Below are 18,510 nucleotides of genomic sequence, written 5' to 3'. Positions count from 1 at the left end.
AACAGTGTCGCGGGGCGATCTGTCGCAGTTCACCTACATTTAACAGATAGCGCGCACAGCCCTTCCACCGGACCACCCCCTCGGATAAGGTGCGCGCCTTGCATTTCATTCATCGCTCGAAGGCCCGGCATGACCGAACAGAACAACAACCCGCTGCACGGCGTGACGCTGGAGCAGATCCTGAACACTCTGGTGGAACATTACGAATGGACGGGGCTGGCCGAGCGCATCGATATCCGCTGCTTCAAGAGTGATCCGAGCATCAAGTCGAGCCTGACGTTCCTGCGCAAGACCCCGTGGGCGCGGGAAAAAGTCGAGCGGTTGTATGTGAAGTTGATGCGCACCAAGCGACCGCTCTGAACATGGTCAGCCAGTCTGCCGCGAGGCGTCGTTTTGTGGCGGTGGCGGTGCTGCTCGGCTGGGCAGGATTGAGCATTCAGCTGTACCTGATTTTCTATTCGCGCTGGGCCCTGGGCGCCAGTTTGCTGGGTGGGCTGCTGAGCTTTTTCAGCTATTTCACTGTGCTCACCAATACGTTGGTGGCCACTGTGCTGACCTGCGCACTGACGTCCCGCGAATCCGCTGCACGGCGCTGGTTTTTGCAACCGTGGGTGAGCAGCGGGATTGCCGTGAGCATCGCCGTGGTCGGCCTGGCCTACAACGTCCTGTTGCGCCATCTGTGGCATCCCGAAGGCTGGCAATGGCTGGCCGATGAGCTGCTGCACGATGTCATGCCGTTGCTGTTTCTGGCCTGGTGGTGGTTGTGCGTGCCCAAAGGCACCTTGCGTCTGCGGCACATCGCGCTGTGGGTGATTTACCCGTTGGTGTATTTCGCGTATGCACTGCTGCGCGGGCATCTGCTGGCGACTTATCCATACCCGTTCATTGATGTGGATACGCTGGGTTATCCACAGGTGTTTGTGAATGCCGGGGGATTGTTGGCGGGGTTTGTGCTGATTGCCTTGGTGGTGATCGCGTTGGATCGCCGTCGAGGCTGATCACACTGACGTCTGATCAACCCTGACCTGCGTTGTTACTCCTCGTCGCTGTCGTCCAGCCGCCAATAGCCGACGGCTTTGAGGAATTGATCGTTCAGCCCGTGCTCGTCCAGCAATACCCGACGAATCTGCCGTGACACTTTGCTCTCTGTGGCCACCCACGTGTACAGATGGCCGGCGGGTATCTGCAATTCCTTCACCGTGGTCAGCAGATTGTTCGTGCCACCGTCGCGCAACACCCAGATCACATTGACCTGCGCCGGGCTTTCGAGCTTTTGCTGTTCCGCGCCGTTCTCCACCTCAATGATCACCAGCGCTCGCCGATTGGCCGCCAAACCCTCCAGACGCCGCGCAATCGCGGGAATTGCCGTCTCATCGCCGATCAGCAAATAGCTGTCGAACATGTCCGGTACGATCATCGATCCCCGTGGCCCACCGATGTGCAGGAATTGCCCCGGCCTGGCCTGCTCGGCCCAGGTCGAGGCAGGGCCGTCGCCGTGCAGGACGAAGTCGATGTCCAGTTCCAGCGTGTCCAGGTCATAGCGCCGCGGGGTGTAGTCGCGCATCGCCGGCATCGGCCCGTTGTCTTTGCCCGCACCGAGAACCAGGGTTTCCAGCGCCGCTTGTTCTGCCGCGTTCTGCGGGAACAGCAGTTTGACGTGGTCGTCTGTGCCCAGGCTGATGAAGCCGGCCAGTTCAGGGCCGCCCAGGGTAATCCGGCGCATGCGCGGGGTCAGGTCAACCACGCGCAAGACTTGCAGGCGGCGGCGTTTGATTTCATGCATGACGCGGTGAATGGTGTGCTCGATCACTTCAGTCATTCAGCTTTCTCCGCAGGGGATTGAACCAAGGGACCATCAACGATGGCTTTGGCGGTGTCGTTGAGCAAAGCGGCGACCCGCAGGATTTCTTCGGGACTCCAGCGACCGTGGTGCAGTTGTAACGCATGACGCAGGTTATGCACCGCTTCGTGAATTTCGGCCGGACGGTCATGGCCGCGTAACGAGCGCTTGCTGACATCGATGCGCATGCGCACCCCGTCCAGTGCAACCGCTTGCTCACTTAAAGACAGACGTCCGGTCTCGGTCACGCTGTAGCGTTTTTTCCCGCCTTCGGCGTCGCCCTGGATCATTTCGCTTTCTTCCAGGAAGGTCAGGGTCGGGTAGATCACGCCGGGGCTGGGGCTGTAGGCACCGTCGAACATACCTTCGATCTGACGGATCAAGTCATAGCCGTGGCAGGGCCGTTCGGCGATGAGCGCGAGCAGCAGCAATTTCAGATCGCCGGGGGCAAACACCCGGGGGCCTCGGCCGCCACGCTCGCGACCGGGGCGTTTCTCGAAGCCGTCGCGGCCGTCACCGTGTTCGCGGTGGGGGGAATGATGGTCTCTCATTTTTCCTTGTCTCTGGCGTGTTTAGATACAACTTAAGATATATCGTAATGGCAAGGCAAGCGAACAGGACCAACGGTCGTCGCCGAAGGACGTAGGGCGGATTTCAGTGCAGGGGTGGGAAAACGCCGTTTTGTGGCTTGCTGTTTTAGAGTGGTTGATCTAATTGTGCGCAACTAACAGCGGGAATTTTTAATAGTTACGCCTGAGTAGTCTTTTTCTCACGGAACATTTGTTTCTATTTGTCTGTATGCTTTTTTTATTAAAACTGTTTGTAGTATGTTTCTGTCGGGTTAACGGATTAATTATTGAATTTCAGGTTTTTTCTTTCTTGTTATGGGCTGTTGTGACTACATGTTCTTCGGAAGTTTCGTACTTACTTTCTACGAAAATTGGTCGATCATTCTCTGCGTTGAAAGTTGAGCCAAATTGCCACTATCTAAGTCCGCTATTTGCATCGCTCACGCTTTCCACGGACCAATCACTTTGAAAAAGACAGGTACTCAACAATGTTCAAGAAGTTTGCAATCGCCGTTCCGATGACCCTCCTGGCCCTGAGTTCTTCGATGGCGTTCGCTGCGGAAGAATCGCGCTCCTCGATCAACATTACCGCGGAAATCCCGAGCTCGATCTTTTATGCCCAGCCTGTAAACCCGGACTTTGGTAAAGACGAGAGAATGCAATACCGCGTCCTTGACGGAACCCTGACAGACGTGGTTGGCATGTACGATATCAAACACACCGAAGGTTCGGTGAACGCTTACGTCGAAGGCGGCCCGCAACCCTTGTTCAACGGTAATACGGCGAAAAACATTCCCCTGACTTACACCTTCAATGGAAAAGTATTGACCGGTACCACTCAGGAGGTGGTAGGTGACGCCGAATCCAATGGCGGCATGCGCGCGGAACTGCGTATATCCGCCGCCAAACCGGCTGCCGACCAGAACGGCCTGTACACCGTTAGTCCTACTGTGATTTTCGATGCTGTCCCCCGCATTTAAGTCTTGAACCAAGGCTCGTCCTGCTTGGTAGCCTGACCGGTCGGCAGGCAAGTTTTTGTCTGTCGATCGGCTTTAACGAATTTATCCATTGAGTATTTTGTTCATGTTCCCGATGACTCCCATCGCGACGGCGCTTGCCCTTTTTTTTTGCGCATCGGCCTTGGCCGCACCCATGGAAAACGGCAATACACCGAGAAGTTTGTTGGCGCAGGCCAAGGGGCTGCCAAGCGAGTTTGAAGAACACTTCTTTGATGTGCCGCTGGCGGTGCGCGTGGAACGTGACCAACAATTTCTCGGTGAGGCGATGGTCGTGTTAACCCGCGACGACCGCATCACCCTCGTTGACTTCACCGATGTCAGCGACAGCACGATCAAAGCCAGTGAACGCGAGACCTGGACCAATTACCTGAAACAAGGCGTGGCGCTGGGCGACTGCAAGGCGAAATGCCCCGAGCAGCTATTGGCCGTGTACTACAGCCTGGAAAACTCGCTGGTGTCGATTCTCACGGAAAACGCCGAACGCGACGATCAGGTCCAGCGTTACTACAACCAGCCCGAAGGCGGCAGCACCGGGTTGATCGTGCGCAATCAGCTGAACCTCAACGGTGGCCAGAACCAGGACCTCGGTGGTCGTTACGGTCTGGAAGCCAGCAGCAGTCTCGGTAACTGGACTCAAGCGGTGAACCTGCAACTGTCGCGACTGGGCGGTGTGGACAATCAGCTTTATCACGCCGTGCACGAGCTTTTCACTCAGCGCGAACTGGAAGGCAATTTTCTGCGCCTGGGTTTATTCACGCCCAACTCGGAAGGCCTGACCCGTCAGCCGCGCTCCTTTGGCGCCAGCCCCGACACCGCGCTGGGCGTCATGTACGGCAGCTCCGACAGCCTGGCCATCAACAACCCGAAACCGGCGGTCTACCCGATCTACGTCACGGCCAATCGGCAGGGTTCGGTGGAAATCTATCGCGACGGTTTGCTGATCAATACTCAGGCGATACCGGCCGGTTTGCAGACCCTCGATACGCGGCCACTGCCCGGTGGCATTTATGAAGTGGAAGTGCGTCTGATCGAAGATGGCCAGATCACCTCCAGCACGCAGGAACTGGTCTATAAACCCAACAACTGGCGCAATCATGACGAGCGCTGGCGCTACAACCTGTTCGCCGGGCGTGAATCGAAAATGCTCAGCAACTGGGATGATCAGGCTGACGGCGAGATGACGGCCGGCGCCGCATTCAACTTCCTGCTGCACCCGCGGGTGATCCTCGGCCTGTCGGGCCGACAGGTGAAAGACACCCTGCAATACGGCACGTCGGTCGACTGGGCGATCGTCAACAACGCGAGTGTCTATGCCAACGTCTACAAGACCGAGGACTACGGCACCGGCCTCGACGTGCAGGGTCTGTATTCCTACGGCAGCGGCAGTATCGTCGCCAGCCACAATCGCAGCTGGCTCGACACCACCCGGCTCTACGACACGCTGCCGGACGGCACGCGAGTGCGGCAACGCAACGTATTTATCGGCCAGACCAGTAACTCTTCGCTGTCGGTGAACCATCGGCTCACCAGTAAAAGTTCGGTCAATGCCCGGGTGTCCCACAGCGAGGGCAACACCGAAGGCGTTGGCGTGGATCTGGGCTGGAGCCAGCGCGGCCGATTGTTCGGCAGCGACGCCAACTGGCGGCTGTCGCTGTTCGACAGACCGGGCAGCTTCAGCTCGGGGAATGACCGTAATCGCGGCGTCGACCTGAGCCTCAACATTGCCCTGGGCGGTCCGGGCGAACAGATCTCCGGCAGCATCGGCACTCGTACCGATCGCGACGGCGGGCGCGATAACAATGCTTCGGTCACCTACCGCAAAGACTTGCAGGATCACCTGCTGCAAAGCGTTTCCGCCACGGCCATCACCGACACCTATGGCATCGGCATGAACGCGATGGCGACGATGCAATCGGACCTGGCCAACGCCGACGGATTTATCCAGCGTTCCTCTTACAACAACGACTTCACCGGTGGCCTGAACCTCGACAGCACCGTCGCCGTCGGCGGGCAAAAAATGGTCATGACCAGCCAGTACCACCGCAACGGTGCGGGCATGATCATCGATGTCGAATCGGACATCGATGACATCGCCCTGCGTGCCGACGACTTGAGCGGCGGCAGCGCGATACTCAAGCCGGGGCGCAATTTCGTACCGATCACGGCTTACAAAAGCAGCTCGGTCAGTTTCGATTTCGAGGGCAATCACGTTCCGGCTGCAACCATCCAGCCGGCGCGCTCCAGCTACCACCTGAACAAGGGCGGCGTGGACTATCGCCAGATTCGCGTGATGAAAACTCTCACCGTGCTCGGTCGTCTGATCGACCCTCAGGGCAAGCCGCTCAAGGGCCACCACATCATCAACCACGCCAGCCGTGGGGTGAGTGAAGTGGACGGCTTCTTCTCCATGGAAATGAACGCTGGTTCCCCGACCCTGGAAGTGCGCCACGGCAACCAGTTGCTGTGCCAGTTCCGCCTCGACCCGAGCAATGGTCGCGCGGAAAACAACGTGCTGATGATCGGCGACCTGCGTTGCACGCCGGACACCCTGGCGGACGTCGCCGATGCCGTGCAGAGGGCGGGTTGATGGACGCTGCTCAATTTTCTGGAGTTTTTAATGTGCTGAAATCATTGACTGCCCTCGGGCGTACGAGCACCAGCGCCTTGCTCCTTGGCGCCTGCCTGATCGTTTCGGCTCCGCAGATCGAGGCCAGGGTTATGCCGATTACAGCCACCTTCAACCCTGACCCGAGCAATCCGCAGAAGAATGAGTTCAGGAATACCACGCCTAATCAGGGCTTCTGTCGCAACTATCCCGCCATCTGCAAGACTCACAATATTTTCAGCCTGCGCTCCCACGTGGGGAATGTTCCGTTCGGTGGTCCCATCCTGCCCAATCACCAGGATGTGCGACAGGGCGCGATGATCAAGACGCCCGCCGCGTGGCGTTCGTTGACGGTCCTTAATCGTGACACCGGCGAGCTCGCCGAGGTGGAAATCCGTATAGCCGGGCTGGGCGGTGTTCACAACCTCAGTAATGATGTAAGACAGCTTACCGGCGAAACAAACACCAATATGGCTCACAGCGTGCTGTGGGGTGGCACCAGTTGGCAAACGGCGCCCAGTCCATGCGTGGCGATTGGCCCAAATAATCAATACGGATTTACCGGTTATCAGTTCTTCTGGCTGACGCCTCAGGAAACGGTGTGTGCGAAACAGGCGAAGTTTCTTATTCCCGGTTTCAATTTCAGCTATCTGGATTTCACCTACGAGCTGCGCACCCCTGACCCGCTGAAAATGTCCACCGGGGTGTACACCGGGACCCAGGTGTACACGATCGGCCCGGGCGGCGACTTCGATCTGGGTGACATCGTTGTGCCCTCGGACAACATCATCCAGCTCGACTTCACCCTCACCGTCGAGCACACCCTCAAAGTCGAAGTCCCGCCGGGTGGCAATCGCGTCGAACTGGTGCCACAAGGCGGCTGGCAGGCCTGGCTGCAACAGGGCCGCAGACCCACGCGGCTGTTCCGTGACCAGACCTTCAACATCTCGGCCAGTTCGCGCTTCAAGATGAAACTCGAATGTGAGCACACCCAAGACAGCAGGACTTGCTCGTTGCGCGAGCCGGTATCCGGCAATTTCGTGCCGCTGAACGTCAGCGTCAGCCTGCCCCGTGGCTTGAGCGATGCAAGCGGCAGAGCCGTCGAACGGCGGCCCTTGCTGATGGATGGCAGCGGTACCGAACTGTTCCAGCCGGCGTTTTACGTGGAGCGCAGACCCGGAACGCTGCACTTCGAGATTCCTTCCCGCGAAGTGGAGCAGATGCTGCAACCGGGTCATCAGCGACAGTATTCCGGGACTGTGACGGTTGTCTGGGATTCGGAAGTTTAGCGGGTCGCACTTTGCTGTAGTTCATTTGACGAGGTTCAGAACAATGAAATCCCTGTTGGCACTGTTTGGTTTTTTACTGGTTGCACAAATCGCACACGCTGGGCCGAGCATCAATATCGGCACGGTTTACGACTATCTGGATGGCGACAAAAGTACGTTCTTGAAACGCGTGTTCAACGGCGGCGACAGCACCGCGTTCGTCAAGGTCAACATCCTGGAAATCCTTTATGACGCCGACGGCAAGTCGCAGGAAGTGCCGCTCGAATCCAGTGCCGACGGCAGCGCCCGGGACGGCTTGATGGCCAGCCCGGCGCGGCTGATCGTGCCCGCCGGTGGCATGCAGGGCACGCGACTGCTGTACATGGGCGAGCGTGATCGCGAGCGATACTTCCGCGTGCGTTTCGTGCCGGTGGTGCCCGAGAAGGAAGACGAATTCGCGGTCTCGGGTGAAGAACGCGAGGAATACAAGAAAACCCTCTCCGCCGGCGTCACGGTGCTGGCCGGGTATGGCGCGGTGTTTTTCGTCCGTCCCAAGGATACGCGTTACGCCAGCGTGATCGAGAACGACGCGAGCCGTTACCGTATCCGCAACAACGGCAACACCGTGGTGGTGATCGACGAATTCAAGGACTGCGCGGTCAAGAAAGAACAGGACTGCCAGCCGACTACCAAGCATCACATTCTGGCGGGCCGCAGTTTCGAGTTCGAGAAACAGGCCGGTCGCGAGTATCGCTTCACCCTGGTTGAAGGCGAGAGCAGCAAGAAACTCGACGTGAAAGGCTGATGATCATGTTCAGAAAACTGATGGTATTGCTGATGCCAGCGCTGGTTCTGTGGGCAAGCAGTTCGGCGTTTGCCGCTCGCGAGGTGCATCAATTCGACGTGTTCGTGACGATCCCGAGCCAGGCGTTCTACGTCATCCCCGCTGACCCTGGCTGGATTCACCGCGAACAGAAATTGCCATGGAATCTGTCGACCTCGACGTTGGGCAGCTTGCGCAAGTATTTCGATGTCAAGAATGAGTCCGGTTCCATCGAAGCCCGCCTTGAGGGCAGGCCCTATCTGTCCAACGGGACGGATGCCCATGACATTGGTTTGCGCGTGCTGTTCAACGGCCATGTGCTGAATGAACTGAACAGTAGCGAGGTGGTGTCGATGAGCGATGCCGCGCCGGGTAAACGTGTGTTGCTGGAGATCGTGCCGATGCCGCCTGTGGATGGGATTTATAAACCGGGCAGCTATTTCGGCAGCGTCAATTTGATTTTCAACGCAGTGCTGCCGGGTGCGTGATGCCATGCAGGATTGGCTGTTGACCTGACTCGTTTCAGAGGAAAAAACATGAATCATTCACATGGCATGGGGCGGCAGGTACTTTGCTGTGTCGGGATCGGGATTTTATCGTTGCTCACCTGTTCTTCAGCCTGGTCGGAAGAAGTCTCGATCCTGGCGTCGTTCAGACCGGATTCTGCAAACCCTCAGCAGAATAAATTCAGGAATGACACACCTTCCAGTGGTTATTGCGCGAGTTACCCTGGCGAGTGCCGTGACAACGACATGTTCAGCCTGCGCGTGCCGATTCAGTTCAGCTCCAATGCGCCGATCCAGGCGAATCACCCGTCGTCGCGCCAGGGTGCCACGTTCAAGGTCCCTGCACAGTGGCGTGAGTTGTCCGTGGTGCATGAAACGACGGGCGAACCCGAGACGGTCAAGGTTCGAATTGCAGGTCTGGGCTCCCGGTATGTGACGGAGGACGTTCTCAGTCTTGTCGGTGGAGGGAGCAGCTATCAACTTGCTCACGCTCAACTCTGGGGCGCCAGTTGGGTGTATGCGCCCGCTCCCTGTCTTTACAGTGGCGTAGGGCTTGTGGGGTCGAATACCTATGGCTTTTTCTGGAAAACACCCGCGGAGGCCAGCTGCGATAAGCAGGCCAGGTTCAACGTGCCCTGGTTGCGTTACAGCTATCTGGATTTCGCCTATGAACTGATCACACCGAACCCGTTGGGCATGTCTTCGGGCCGTTATTCGGGACGCCTGACCTACAGCGTCGGACCGAACGGCGATTTCGATATGGGTGACGTCATGCAGCCAACCGATTCGACACTCCTGCTGAATTTCACGCTGGAAGTGCAACACACCCTCAAGGTCGAGATCCCACCGGGTGGCAATCGCGTTGAACTGGTCCCGCAGGGCGGCTGGCAAGCGTGGCTGACGCAGGGGCGCAAGCCGACACGGCTGTTCCGGGATCAGACGTTCAATGTGTCTTCGTCGAGTCGCTTCAAGATGAACCTCGACTGCCAGTACACCATGGACGGTAACCGCTGTTCGGTGCGCGACCCGGTTTCCGGTCATTTCGTACCGCTCGACGTCAGCGTGACCCTGCCCAATGGCCTGGTGGATGCCACCGCGCAACCGGTCAACCGCCGACCGTTGCGGCGCGACGGCATTGGAACCGAGCTGTTCCTGCCACACTTTTATGTCGATCGCAGGCCGGGAACATTGCACTTCGAGATTGCCCGGGACGAGGTCGACGAAATGATCAAGCCCGGTACCGCCCGATCCTATTCCGGCCTTGTCACGGTCGTCTGGGATTCGGAAGTGGGTTAAGGGTTGAACCCTGATGCATCACTCGATGCATCAGGGTTTTGCCGATTACGGCTGTGCGTCTTTTTGCAGCGCTGCACGGGTCAGCTTTCTGCTCAGCTCTTTTTCTTCGTAGCCCATGTCGTGAAGCAATCCGCCGTAGACCTCATCGGTCATGTCTTGATCAGTCAGTACCACGCTCTCATCAATATCCAGTCGGCGAGCGAGGTCCAGCAGGCGTTGTTTGAGTGCGCGTCGTTGCGCAATCTGCTGGCCTTTGGCGTTGGCCCAGGCGTGTTGGACTTCGCGCAACTCTTCCAGCAAGTCGCTCCTGGCTTCGTACAGCCGGGTGTTGCGCCGGAACTCGTTCGGGTAGGTGTCACGCAGGTATTTCTGCCAGAACGGCTGTTCCAGCATGTCGTTGACCAAGCCATCGCCTGCTTCCATCGACATCACCGTCTCGAAGGCCGTGTCGAGGGTTTCTGCGCTTACGCCGGCTACACGGCGATACAGCATCGACTCCGATTGCCAGGGTAAACCGAGGCGCTGGGCCAGGCCGGTTTCGTAGGCGAGGTACACCTCCACTTCATCGGGATTGCCGGGCCGGCTGCCGAAATCGGCACGGGCAATGTCATCCACGCGCGCAAGGCGAGCGGCGCCCTTTGCCAGGTTCACCAGTTTGCTTTCAAGGACGGCGTTGGACGTCGACAGGGCATAGGCTTCGGAGGCGAGCACCTTGATGCCCATGTGGTTGAACACCTGGGCCCCGGCATCGGCGCAGGTGGTGGGCGCCCTGGCCATTTCGAACAGATCCTTGCGCAACCCGGTGTCCAGATCGATGGCTTCGATCATGCGCCATACCCGGCTGCTGAGCTGTTGGCGCAATTCGCCGCCGGCCCGGTAATCGGCCGAGCGGGTCTGCTTCTGGATCAAGGCAAAGAAATCTTCAGAGCCAGGCTCGGTCATCAGATCGTGCCAGGCTTCCTCCCGAAAAGTCCCCAGCCCTGAGACCTCGGCACTCCACCAGACCGAGTCGTCTTTCATCGGCCACAGGTTCATCGTGTCTCGTGCAGCGTCGGCGTAGACCTGTTTGGGTGCGATGCCGACTGACCGTCGATACGCTTTGAAAATGACCAGGTTTTTGTCCGAGAGTTGCTTTTCGTACAAGCGGGTCCGCGCCAGGAGGAAGGCATCCTCGGAGCCGGGTACAACCGTCGGAATGACGCTGATCGGGTTCTCCTGCAAATCCAGAAAAAAGCCACGGGGTCGACGCTTGTTGAAGGGGCCGAACAGGCCATCGGGCCAGGTGGTGGCCCCGGTGTTGCTCAAGCTCAGGATTCTCAGTTTGGGCATGCGCCCGACGTCCGGGAGCCTGCCCAGTTGCCTGTTGTCATCGAGCCTGAGGGATTCCAGGCGTGTCAGGTTGCGCAGTTGCTCGACGGCGGACGGGGTCAACGTGATGTCGTTGTTCATCAGCCGCAAGGTTTGCAGGTGGTGCATCTTGCCAATGGTTTCGGGCAGTCGCGTCAACCCGCAACTGCGGGCGCTCAGTTGCCGCAGATGAGGGAAGTCGTTCAACAGGCCGGAGGCGGTTTCGGAAAAGGTCGTGCGGTCGAGATTCAAGGTGCTGATCTGATCGAGGTAGTGTTTGATGTCCGGCAGATCCTTCCACCAGCGTTCGAGGTCGAGCACCTCGAACTCCGTGGACAGGTCCAGCGCATAACCGCCGTCGGCTGTGAGACTGCGCTCACCAAAGACCGTGGACTTGCGTTTGAAACAATCGATGAACCGTTCAACGATGTGCAACCCGCCGCTGTTCATGAATCCGCGTTGATCCGGGCCCCAACTGTCCGGCTGCTGGTAGCGCCAGCGATTGAACAGTACCCGCAGGTCATCCAGTTCGCGGTCCAGTCGGGTCAGTGTCTGATGCCCCTGTTCCTGCGATCCCAGGGAGCGGACGAAGGTATTGACCTCGCGTTCGTTGAAGTGGGGGTATATATCCTGCACCCGTTCGGTGAGTGTGGCGGCTGTCGTGGAGAAACCGGGGCCGCGCAACAGCGTCATGGCTTCGTGGTCCGCCGTCGGGCGGATCGGCGGTGCGGCGAGGGCAGTGCGGCGCTGCGCCGGTGTCTCGGTCTTGGCCATCACCCATTGCTTGAGAAAGGCACCCTGGCCCGGCCGATAACCCAACTGCGCCTGTTTGTCTTTCGGCAACGCGTTGAGGACCGCTTCGTAAAAATCCGTGGCTTCGTGCAGTTTGTGGTTGGCGGCGTCCCAGACCTCGAACTGGTTCACATCATCCTTGACCAGCACCCGGACCGTCGCCGAATCGTGTGCACCCACGCTGCTGCGCAAGGGGCCGGCATCGTTGCCTTCGCGAACCTCGATGCGCAATTGCGCGAACGTGTCGGTATGAATCCTCAATGCGTTCAGCACCAGGCGTTCGGTTTCCGCTACCCACTGCGCGCCGTCATGAAAGCCTTCGTACGCATGGTTGGTCCGGGCTTCGAAGGCCGCTTCACGCGCTCGGCTTTTCAGGCCCAACGGCAGACGTTGCTCCTCGGTCAGGCGCATGAGGTCGGCAGCGTCGGCACTGTTCAGCAGCGTCTGTGCCGCACGGCTTGGCAGCTCGGGAAATGCCTGGCGAACGAGCCGGATCTGCGGATCGTCGGACGGTTGGGCACCTTGGTAAAGCTGATTGACGATGTCAGCGTTCAGTCGACTGGCTTCGTCCGCCAGACGATCACGCAATGCTTGCACCCGTTCGCTTTTGACGGTTGACCGGCCGAGCACCGCTTGCAGCTCTTCCTCGCTGAGGAACTCGACAAGCCTGGGCGCAAACTGCTCGCTCATGAGCTGCGACTGGCTGGTGGACAGCGTCTGCGCCTCGCTCGCCTCGGCATTGCCGTACTGGCGGAACCGGCCGCTCATGTCGACGTCTTCGTAAACCTTCAGGGCTTTATCCGCCGGCCAGCCGTTCAGGTAAGTCGCCAGGGGTTCAAACCACCAGGAGGCAGGATCCAGGGGCTGGCCGGTGCGAATCCGTTCAATGGCTTGTCGGGTCTGTTGCTGGATGTTCAGGCGTGTGAGGCTGTCGTCCAGTAGCGGTGGCGGGGCGGTGTTGTCGACGTACATCCGGCGCAGCGCAGCGTCGTCAGTGCCGCTGGCGATGCGAGCGTTGTCCAGTTGCAGGTCGTTGAAGCCATCCACCGAGTGGCCGAGGCGACGCATCAATGTCGGTCGATCCCATGCTCGCGGGTTCTCGGCTTCATGAGTCCAGGCACCGCGGCCGTTGTGTCTTATCTCGGGTAAATAGGCATTGTCGCGATGTGGGTGTTTGACACGGTAGTTGCCGGTTTGCGGGTCCTTTTGCACGGCGTAGTGCTTGTCGTCCAGTGGCAGAATGTCCTGGCCTTCGTGGGCATGCAGTCCCAGCGCGTCAGGGCTGGCGTCAGCCGGCAACTTCACATCGGCCCGCTCATAAGGCTTGAGGTCGGGATGCCACAGCCGGGGTTCGCCGTTGGGCAGGGTGACCGGTTTCATGCCTTCGATCAGCGGCGACAGTTTCAGGCGTGCAAGGTTTCCGATCTTCGCGCCGGCGGCAAACGCCACCAGCGAAAGAACGTCCGAGACCACACCGGCAATATGTTCGCCGGCTTCGGTCCACATCCCGAAGGTCATGTCGACAATGCCTTCGACGACGTCGCTGGTCATCTGATACACGGAGTAGGCCATCATCATTTCACCCAGCCCGGGAACGAACGGCGTGACGACCATCAGGGCGATGTTGAAGATGTCCGAGACTATTTTCTTGAAGTTATCCCACCAGGCCCATCGGGCATTGGAATCGGCATCGGCGGTGGACACCGCAATGTGCCGGGCGTCATTAAGGACTTTGTTGAGTTTTTGCTGGAAGAGGTACTCCCAGAGTTCGCCGGGAATCGGTGCGGCTTTGACATGCAGATTAGGGTTGTCAACCGGCACTTCCCGCCAACTCGGCCCCTGGTCCAGCGGCTCTTTCTGATGCGATTTCACCTCGAACAGACGTTGTTGCAGCCCACCGAAAAAATGCCCTCGATCTGATTGATCGACGAACCGGCTGAAGTATTGCTGGTAGGTCATGCCGGTGGACGATGCGATGTCGTTGTCGCGCAACTGACGCGTCAGTTCATTCATGAACGCGACGGTCGAGGGGTACTCTTTCAACGGGTGCTCAGGGTCCTGCGGGACGTAAACAATCACCGGTGTCACGTCACGGATGCGTTGTTCCGGCCTCGGTGCGATCAACACGATTCCGGTCAGCAGGCTGTCGAGAATGGACAATTCGGCGAAGTGCATCACCCGGCCTTTGCGGGTCAGGTTGCGCTGGCCATCGAGCATCTTCAGGACCAGGTCGCGGGCCTCGGCATCGATCTCGCCTGTCAGAACGGCCAGTTCAGCGGCCGCTTTGAACGCGGCTTTTTCGCTCTCGACGATCTTGCGTTTCAAAACAACCTGCGCGAGGCCGTCACTGGGCAGCAACTGTTCTTCGAGGTACTTCGTGTAACGCGCCCCGATATCCAGTTCGCGACAGAGGCTCTGGAACCGGGCAATGGGCATTTTGCGTTTGATCGGCAGGATGTCGAAGTGCCCGAGCGCATCAGGCTGGCTGATGTAATTCGAGTCGACCTCGCAGGTTTCCTTGCTCGAGAAGTTATGCAGTGCCGCGTCCAGCAAGGAAACGGTTCGGGTCACCACGCCGTTGATGTTGCTGGCATACCAGGGAAGCTGTTTGGGTAGATAAAGGTACAAGCAGGTTGTCTTTACATTGACGTCGACACCGAACTGTTTCAGTAACGCGTCGGTCAGCAACGGTTCGGCGAACTCGTAAACGCCTTGCACCTTTTCCATGACCTGGTCGACTGTGTCTTGAGCGGACCAGAGTTCAAGGTTGGCTTCCTGTAACGGCGTGTGATCGAAATCCCTGGTGGTCTGTACCCAATGCCCCGAAGTCGCTCGAGTGAGGCTCAGCTCCCGAATCCGTCGCAGCGAAGCTCCCTTGAAAGCGGGGTGGATACGGCGCTTGATGAACGCGTAGTGGCGGCCTTTGTTGTCGTCGTCCCCGGGTGTCGGTAGCGCTGATATACGTCCGTGTAAGTCAGTCATGCTTTTAATAAACCTTGAGCATTAAGTGGAGTGACCAGCCTAACGCCCGAGGCTCAAAGTAAAAGTTTGAATTACCGCTGCTTGATCCGCGTTCCTCTGTGAAAAGACATTGGAATTATCAATGCCGAAAATAATTAATTACCGCCATTGTTTATCAGCGTCGCGCCACCTCCACCGGCAGGCATTGGGTATGCGTGCCGGGTTGCAGATACGGCGTGAGAATCGGTGCCATGCCCTTGAGCACCTGCACAGGCAGCGCCGAGGTGAACTTGAAGGCTTCGGCCGTGCGCCCGGGCACAAACGCGGTCATCGTGCCGAAGTGGCTTTCACCGATAAAGAACACAAAGGTGGCGGTACGGTTGATCGACTTCGAACTCAGGATTCGCCCACCGGAGCCAATGGCTTCGATGCGGTTGTCCCCGGTCCCGGTTTTGCCACCCATTCCCAACGGTTTGCCATCGGGTGTGATGAAGCTGCCGGAAACGCGTTTCGCCGTACCGGCATCGACCACTTGTGACAAGGCCTCGCGCATGGCCGTGGCGACTTCGGAGGGCATCACCCGTTTGCCCACATCCGGATCGTTGATCAGCTTGGTTTCATAGGGCGTATTCGCGGCGAAATGCAGGCTGTCGATGCGCAACGTCGGCATGCGCACGCCGTCATTGAGAATGGTGCCGATCAGCTCCGCCAGCGCCGCCGGACGGTCGCCGGAACTGCCGATGGCGGTGGCCAGCGAGGGCACCAGGTGATCGAACGGATAGCCGACTTTCTGCCAGCGCGCGTGAATGTCGAGAAACGCCTCGATTTCCAGCATGGTGCGGATACGGCTGTCGCGGGCGCCCTTGTGACGACTCTTGAACAGCCAGCTGTAGACTTCCTGACGCTCGAACTGACTGGCCTTGACGATCTGGCTCCACTTGGCATCCGGGTTGTTCAGCAGATAGCCCATCAGCCACAAGTCCAACGGGTGAACCTTGGCGATGAAGCCCTGATCCGGCAAGTCGTAGCGGCCGGGACTGTAATTTTCATAGAGCCGTTGAAGGCGTTCATCCGTGAGTTTTTCGGTGAGCTTGACGCCTGTGAGGTGCGCGCGCACAAAGGTGTTGAAGCTTTCCTGGCTGGCCTGCGGCAGCAGATAACGATGCACGGCGGCTATACGGATCGGCGTCGGGCGCATGCTGTCGAGGAACGTTTCGAGCCGTGCCTGGGTGTCCTTGTTCTTGTACTTTTTCCAGAACTTGAGCAGGAACGAAGTGCCCTCGCGGTCGGCGAACTCGGCCAGGTATTCCTGACGCCGGGGATCGCGGTCGTCGCCGAGCAGTGCAGCGCTGTTGTTCGGGCCGGAGTAGGTGGTGTAGCGCACCAGATCGCGCATCAGCCGAATGAACGGCAGGTTGATCGATTCGCGCAGGGCATCGCGCAGGGTCGGCAGGCGGCCGTTGTCTTCCTTGCGGAAGTTGACGAAGGTGTGCAGCCCGCCACCGGTGAAAAAAGCTTCGCCGGGGCTGGCGGAGTATTTGCGGTCCAGCGCGGCGCCGAGCATGGCCGGCAGGTTTCGGTCCTTGTTCTCAATCAGGTAATCGACAGCCCAGCGGCTCAGGCGATCCTGATCCGGGACGTCGACTTTCTTCAATTCCGGTACGGTCATTTCGGCGTACTTGTCGTGCAGCTCGGCGATGATTTGCAGATAAGTGGTCAGCACGCGCATTTTCGCGGTGGAGCCCAACTCCAGCTTGCTGCCCTCATTGATGTCGAATGGCTGATCGGTGCTGTCGGTCTGCACCCGCACCCGCGAGCCGTCCGGGGTCAGTTCGAACAGCGTGAAGCTATAGCGCACTTGCGTGGTGCTGGTGGGCGTGAGCAGGCGTTCGCCCATCAGGCCGATTTGCGCGGCAAAGGCGGGGTCGGCCAAATGCTTGAGGTATTCGGTGGCCTGGGTTTGCAGGTCACCTTGCAGGGTGGTGGTGGCCGACAGATCGAGGCGATCGAGGTCGTACAGCGGCCGATTGAGCAAGCCGCCCAGTCGACTGCGCGCCACGCTGATGCCTTTGTTGGTTTCGATCGGTTGAATGGTCGGCTGGGTCTGCCAGTCGCGGTAGGTCACTTTGCTGGCCAGTGCGGCTGCCGCAAACGGCGCATCGATGACATTGTTCTGTGCCAACAGACGAATGTGACTGTCGGTGAGGTCGGCCAGTTCGTCACGGCCCTTGGTCAGGTAGTGGGAAGGGCGGCGCTGGGCGATCATCAACGACAGCATTTCACGCAAGGCCAGGCCTTTGGCGGCCAGGCTCTGCGGGTCCGTGGCAGTACTGGCCAGCGCCTCGTTGGCCTTGTTGAAATCGGCGCCGTACCAGACACGTAGACCTTCGGCCATGCCATGGACTTCGCCGTGCCCCGGCACGGCCGACAGCGGCACGCTATTAAGGTAATCGCGCACGATGTTCTTGCGAGCCTCAAGGGTTTCCGGGCCGGCCTGATAGGCGCGCACGGTGGCGGAAATCATCTGGCGGATTTTTTCCCCACCCGACACCGTTAAGCCATCCGGTGAATGACGGTATTTTTCGAGTTGCGTCGCCAGGGTACTGCCGCCCGCTGACTGGCCGGGCATGTGCAGCAACTTGGCAACCTGCGACCACGCGGCCATGCCGAACCGTGGCCAATCCACGGCGGGGTTGGCCCGGGGTTGACGAGGGTCGAGCAGGAAGCGGTTTTCGATGAACAGCAAACTGTTGACGACCACGGGTGGAATTGCATCAAAGCTCGAATAGAGTTGTTGCGGATATTTGTACTGATACAACGGTGCCGCCCGGCAATCGGTGATCAACAACCCGGCCTGGATCTTCTCCGGGTAGGGCACGAAAAGACCGTTGTCGCTGTAGTCCATCAGCGCCTGGGAAAATCGGGTCTGGGCCGAGATGACGTAATCACGCTTGAGCAATCGCGGCAGGAATTCACCCAGCGAGCTGTAGCCCAATCGCAGATCGAACGGCCCGGTGCCGGGGTAGCGAATGGCGTCGCTGGGACCGGGTTGCAAATCATATTTCAGGGTCGCTGCAAATTTGCTGGCTTCCCGGGATTGAAGCTTCGAGGTGCGCATTTCCTTGGCGGCAGCCAGACCCACGACAATCGCGATAATCAACAGCAACAACCAGAAGGCGCCCCAGCCGTGTTTCGTGCGACTACGGCGAGGTTTTTCAGGTAAAGGCGCTTCATCCAAACGTTCAGTCGGAACCACAGTTTTACTCGAATCGGTTTGCCACAAAGCACCCATAGTCGACTGATCCATTCACGCAGATTGATCGGACTTGTTTGAAGCTTAGACGGTGGTTGGCGATGGTGAAAAAATTGTGGAGTAGTAAATGATGCGTGGAGTGTCGAAATTTTTGGCAAGACGGAGCGGTTGTGGCGAGGGGATTTATCCCCGTTCGGCTGCGCAGCAGTCGTAAACCCTTCATCCCCTCTC

12 protein-coding genes are annotated in these 18,510 nt (G+C 58.7%); 8 read left to right on the top strand and 4 right to left on the bottom strand.

Annotation, left to right across the window (positions count from 1 at the left end; translation table 11 throughout):
- Positions 1-129 precede the first annotated feature (129 nt).
- Both ACM1ZW_RS03130 and ACM1ZW_RS03125 read left to right on the top strand, forming a co-directional pair.
- On the top strand, positions 130-360 hold the full coding sequence (locus ACM1ZW_RS03130; protein WP_017340621.1) for a VF530 family DNA-binding protein: 231 nt from the start codon (positions 130-132) through the stop codon (positions 358-360).
- Positions 361-362: 2 nt separating this feature from the next.
- Positions 363-998, top strand: coding sequence for a Pr6Pr family membrane protein (locus tag ACM1ZW_RS03125; protein WP_031319104.1), 636 nt, complete (start codon positions 363-365; stop codon positions 996-998).
- 35 nt (positions 999-1,033) lie between these two features.
- Here the strand turns inward: ACM1ZW_RS03125 and ACM1ZW_RS03120 are convergent, their stop codons facing one another.
- The gene (locus ACM1ZW_RS03120; RefSeq protein WP_416740150.1) at positions 1,034-1,819 is read right to left on the bottom strand and encodes a siderophore-interacting protein; all 786 of its coding nucleotides are present in this window, start codon (positions 1,817-1,819) and stop codon (positions 1,034-1,036) included.
- Positions 1,816-2,391: a PadR family transcriptional regulator gene (locus ACM1ZW_RS03115; RefSeq protein ID WP_017340618.1), complete on the bottom strand. Its 576-nt coding sequence runs from the start codon at positions 2,389-2,391 to the stop codon at positions 1,816-1,818. Before ACM1ZW_RS03115 ends, ACM1ZW_RS03120 begins: the two co-directional genes overlap by 4 nt.
- 506 nt (positions 2,392-2,897) lie before the next feature.
- Between ACM1ZW_RS03115 and ACM1ZW_RS03110 the strand changes: the two genes are divergently transcribed.
- The 6 genes from ACM1ZW_RS03110 to ACM1ZW_RS03085 all read left to right on the top strand — a co-directional run bounded on the left by ACM1ZW_RS03110 (position 2,898) and on the right by ACM1ZW_RS03085 (position 9,926).
- On the top strand, positions 2,898-3,389 hold the full coding sequence (locus ACM1ZW_RS03110; RefSeq protein WP_017340617.1) for a CS1 type fimbrial major subunit: 492 nt from the start codon (positions 2,898-2,900) through the stop codon (positions 3,387-3,389).
- Between the two features lie 103 nt (positions 3,390-3,492).
- Positions 3,493-6,015, top strand: a complete 2,523-nt coding sequence (locus ACM1ZW_RS03105; RefSeq protein WP_416740149.1) for a TcfC E-set like domain-containing protein — start codon at positions 3,493-3,495, stop codon at positions 6,013-6,015.
- Positions 6,016-6,050: 35 nt separating this feature from the next.
- Positions 6,051-7,322 carry a hypothetical protein gene (locus ACM1ZW_RS03100; protein WP_193393038.1) on the top strand — a complete coding sequence of 424 codons (1,272 nt, stop codon included), beginning with the start codon at positions 6,051-6,053 and terminating at the stop codon, positions 7,320-7,322.
- 43 nt (positions 7,323-7,365) lie between these two features.
- The gene (locus ACM1ZW_RS03095) at positions 7,366-8,106 is read left to right on the top strand and encodes a molecular chaperone (RefSeq protein ID WP_414880563.1); all 741 of its coding nucleotides are present in this window, start codon (positions 7,366-7,368) and stop codon (positions 8,104-8,106) included.
- Positions 8,107-8,111: 5 nt separating this feature from the next.
- Positions 8,112-8,612, top strand: coding sequence for a CS1 type fimbrial major subunit (locus tag ACM1ZW_RS03090; protein WP_416740148.1), 501 nt, complete (start codon positions 8,112-8,114; stop codon positions 8,610-8,612).
- A 66-nt stretch (positions 8,613-8,678) separates the two neighbouring features.
- Positions 8,679-9,926, top strand: a complete 1,248-nt coding sequence (locus ACM1ZW_RS03085) for a hypothetical protein (RefSeq protein ID WP_416740792.1) — start codon at positions 8,679-8,681, stop codon at positions 9,924-9,926.
- A gap of 45 nt (positions 9,927-9,971) precedes the next feature.
- Here ACM1ZW_RS03085 and ACM1ZW_RS03080 read toward each other — a convergent pair whose 3' ends face one another.
- Positions 9,972-15,047 carry an NEL-type E3 ubiquitin ligase domain-containing protein gene (locus ACM1ZW_RS03080; RefSeq protein ID WP_416740147.1) on the bottom strand — a complete coding sequence of 1,692 codons (5,076 nt, stop codon included), beginning with the start codon at positions 15,045-15,047 and terminating at the stop codon, positions 9,972-9,974.
- Between the two features lie 154 nt (positions 15,048-15,201).
- The gene (locus tag ACM1ZW_RS03075) at positions 15,202-18,318 is read right to left on the bottom strand and encodes a transglycosylase domain-containing protein (protein ID WP_017340610.1); all 3,117 of its coding nucleotides are present in this window, start codon (positions 18,316-18,318) and stop codon (positions 15,202-15,204) included.
- Positions 18,319-18,510: the final 192 nt, after the last annotated feature.

The organism is Pseudomonas sp. NFX71, assembly GCF_048079215.1.
GTDB lineage: Bacteria > Pseudomonadota > Gammaproteobacteria > Pseudomonadales > Pseudomonadaceae > Aquipseudomonas > Aquipseudomonas fluorescens_B.
The sequence above is the reverse complement of the archived record's forward strand: the minus strand, read 5'-3'. Positions and strand labels throughout refer to the sequence as shown.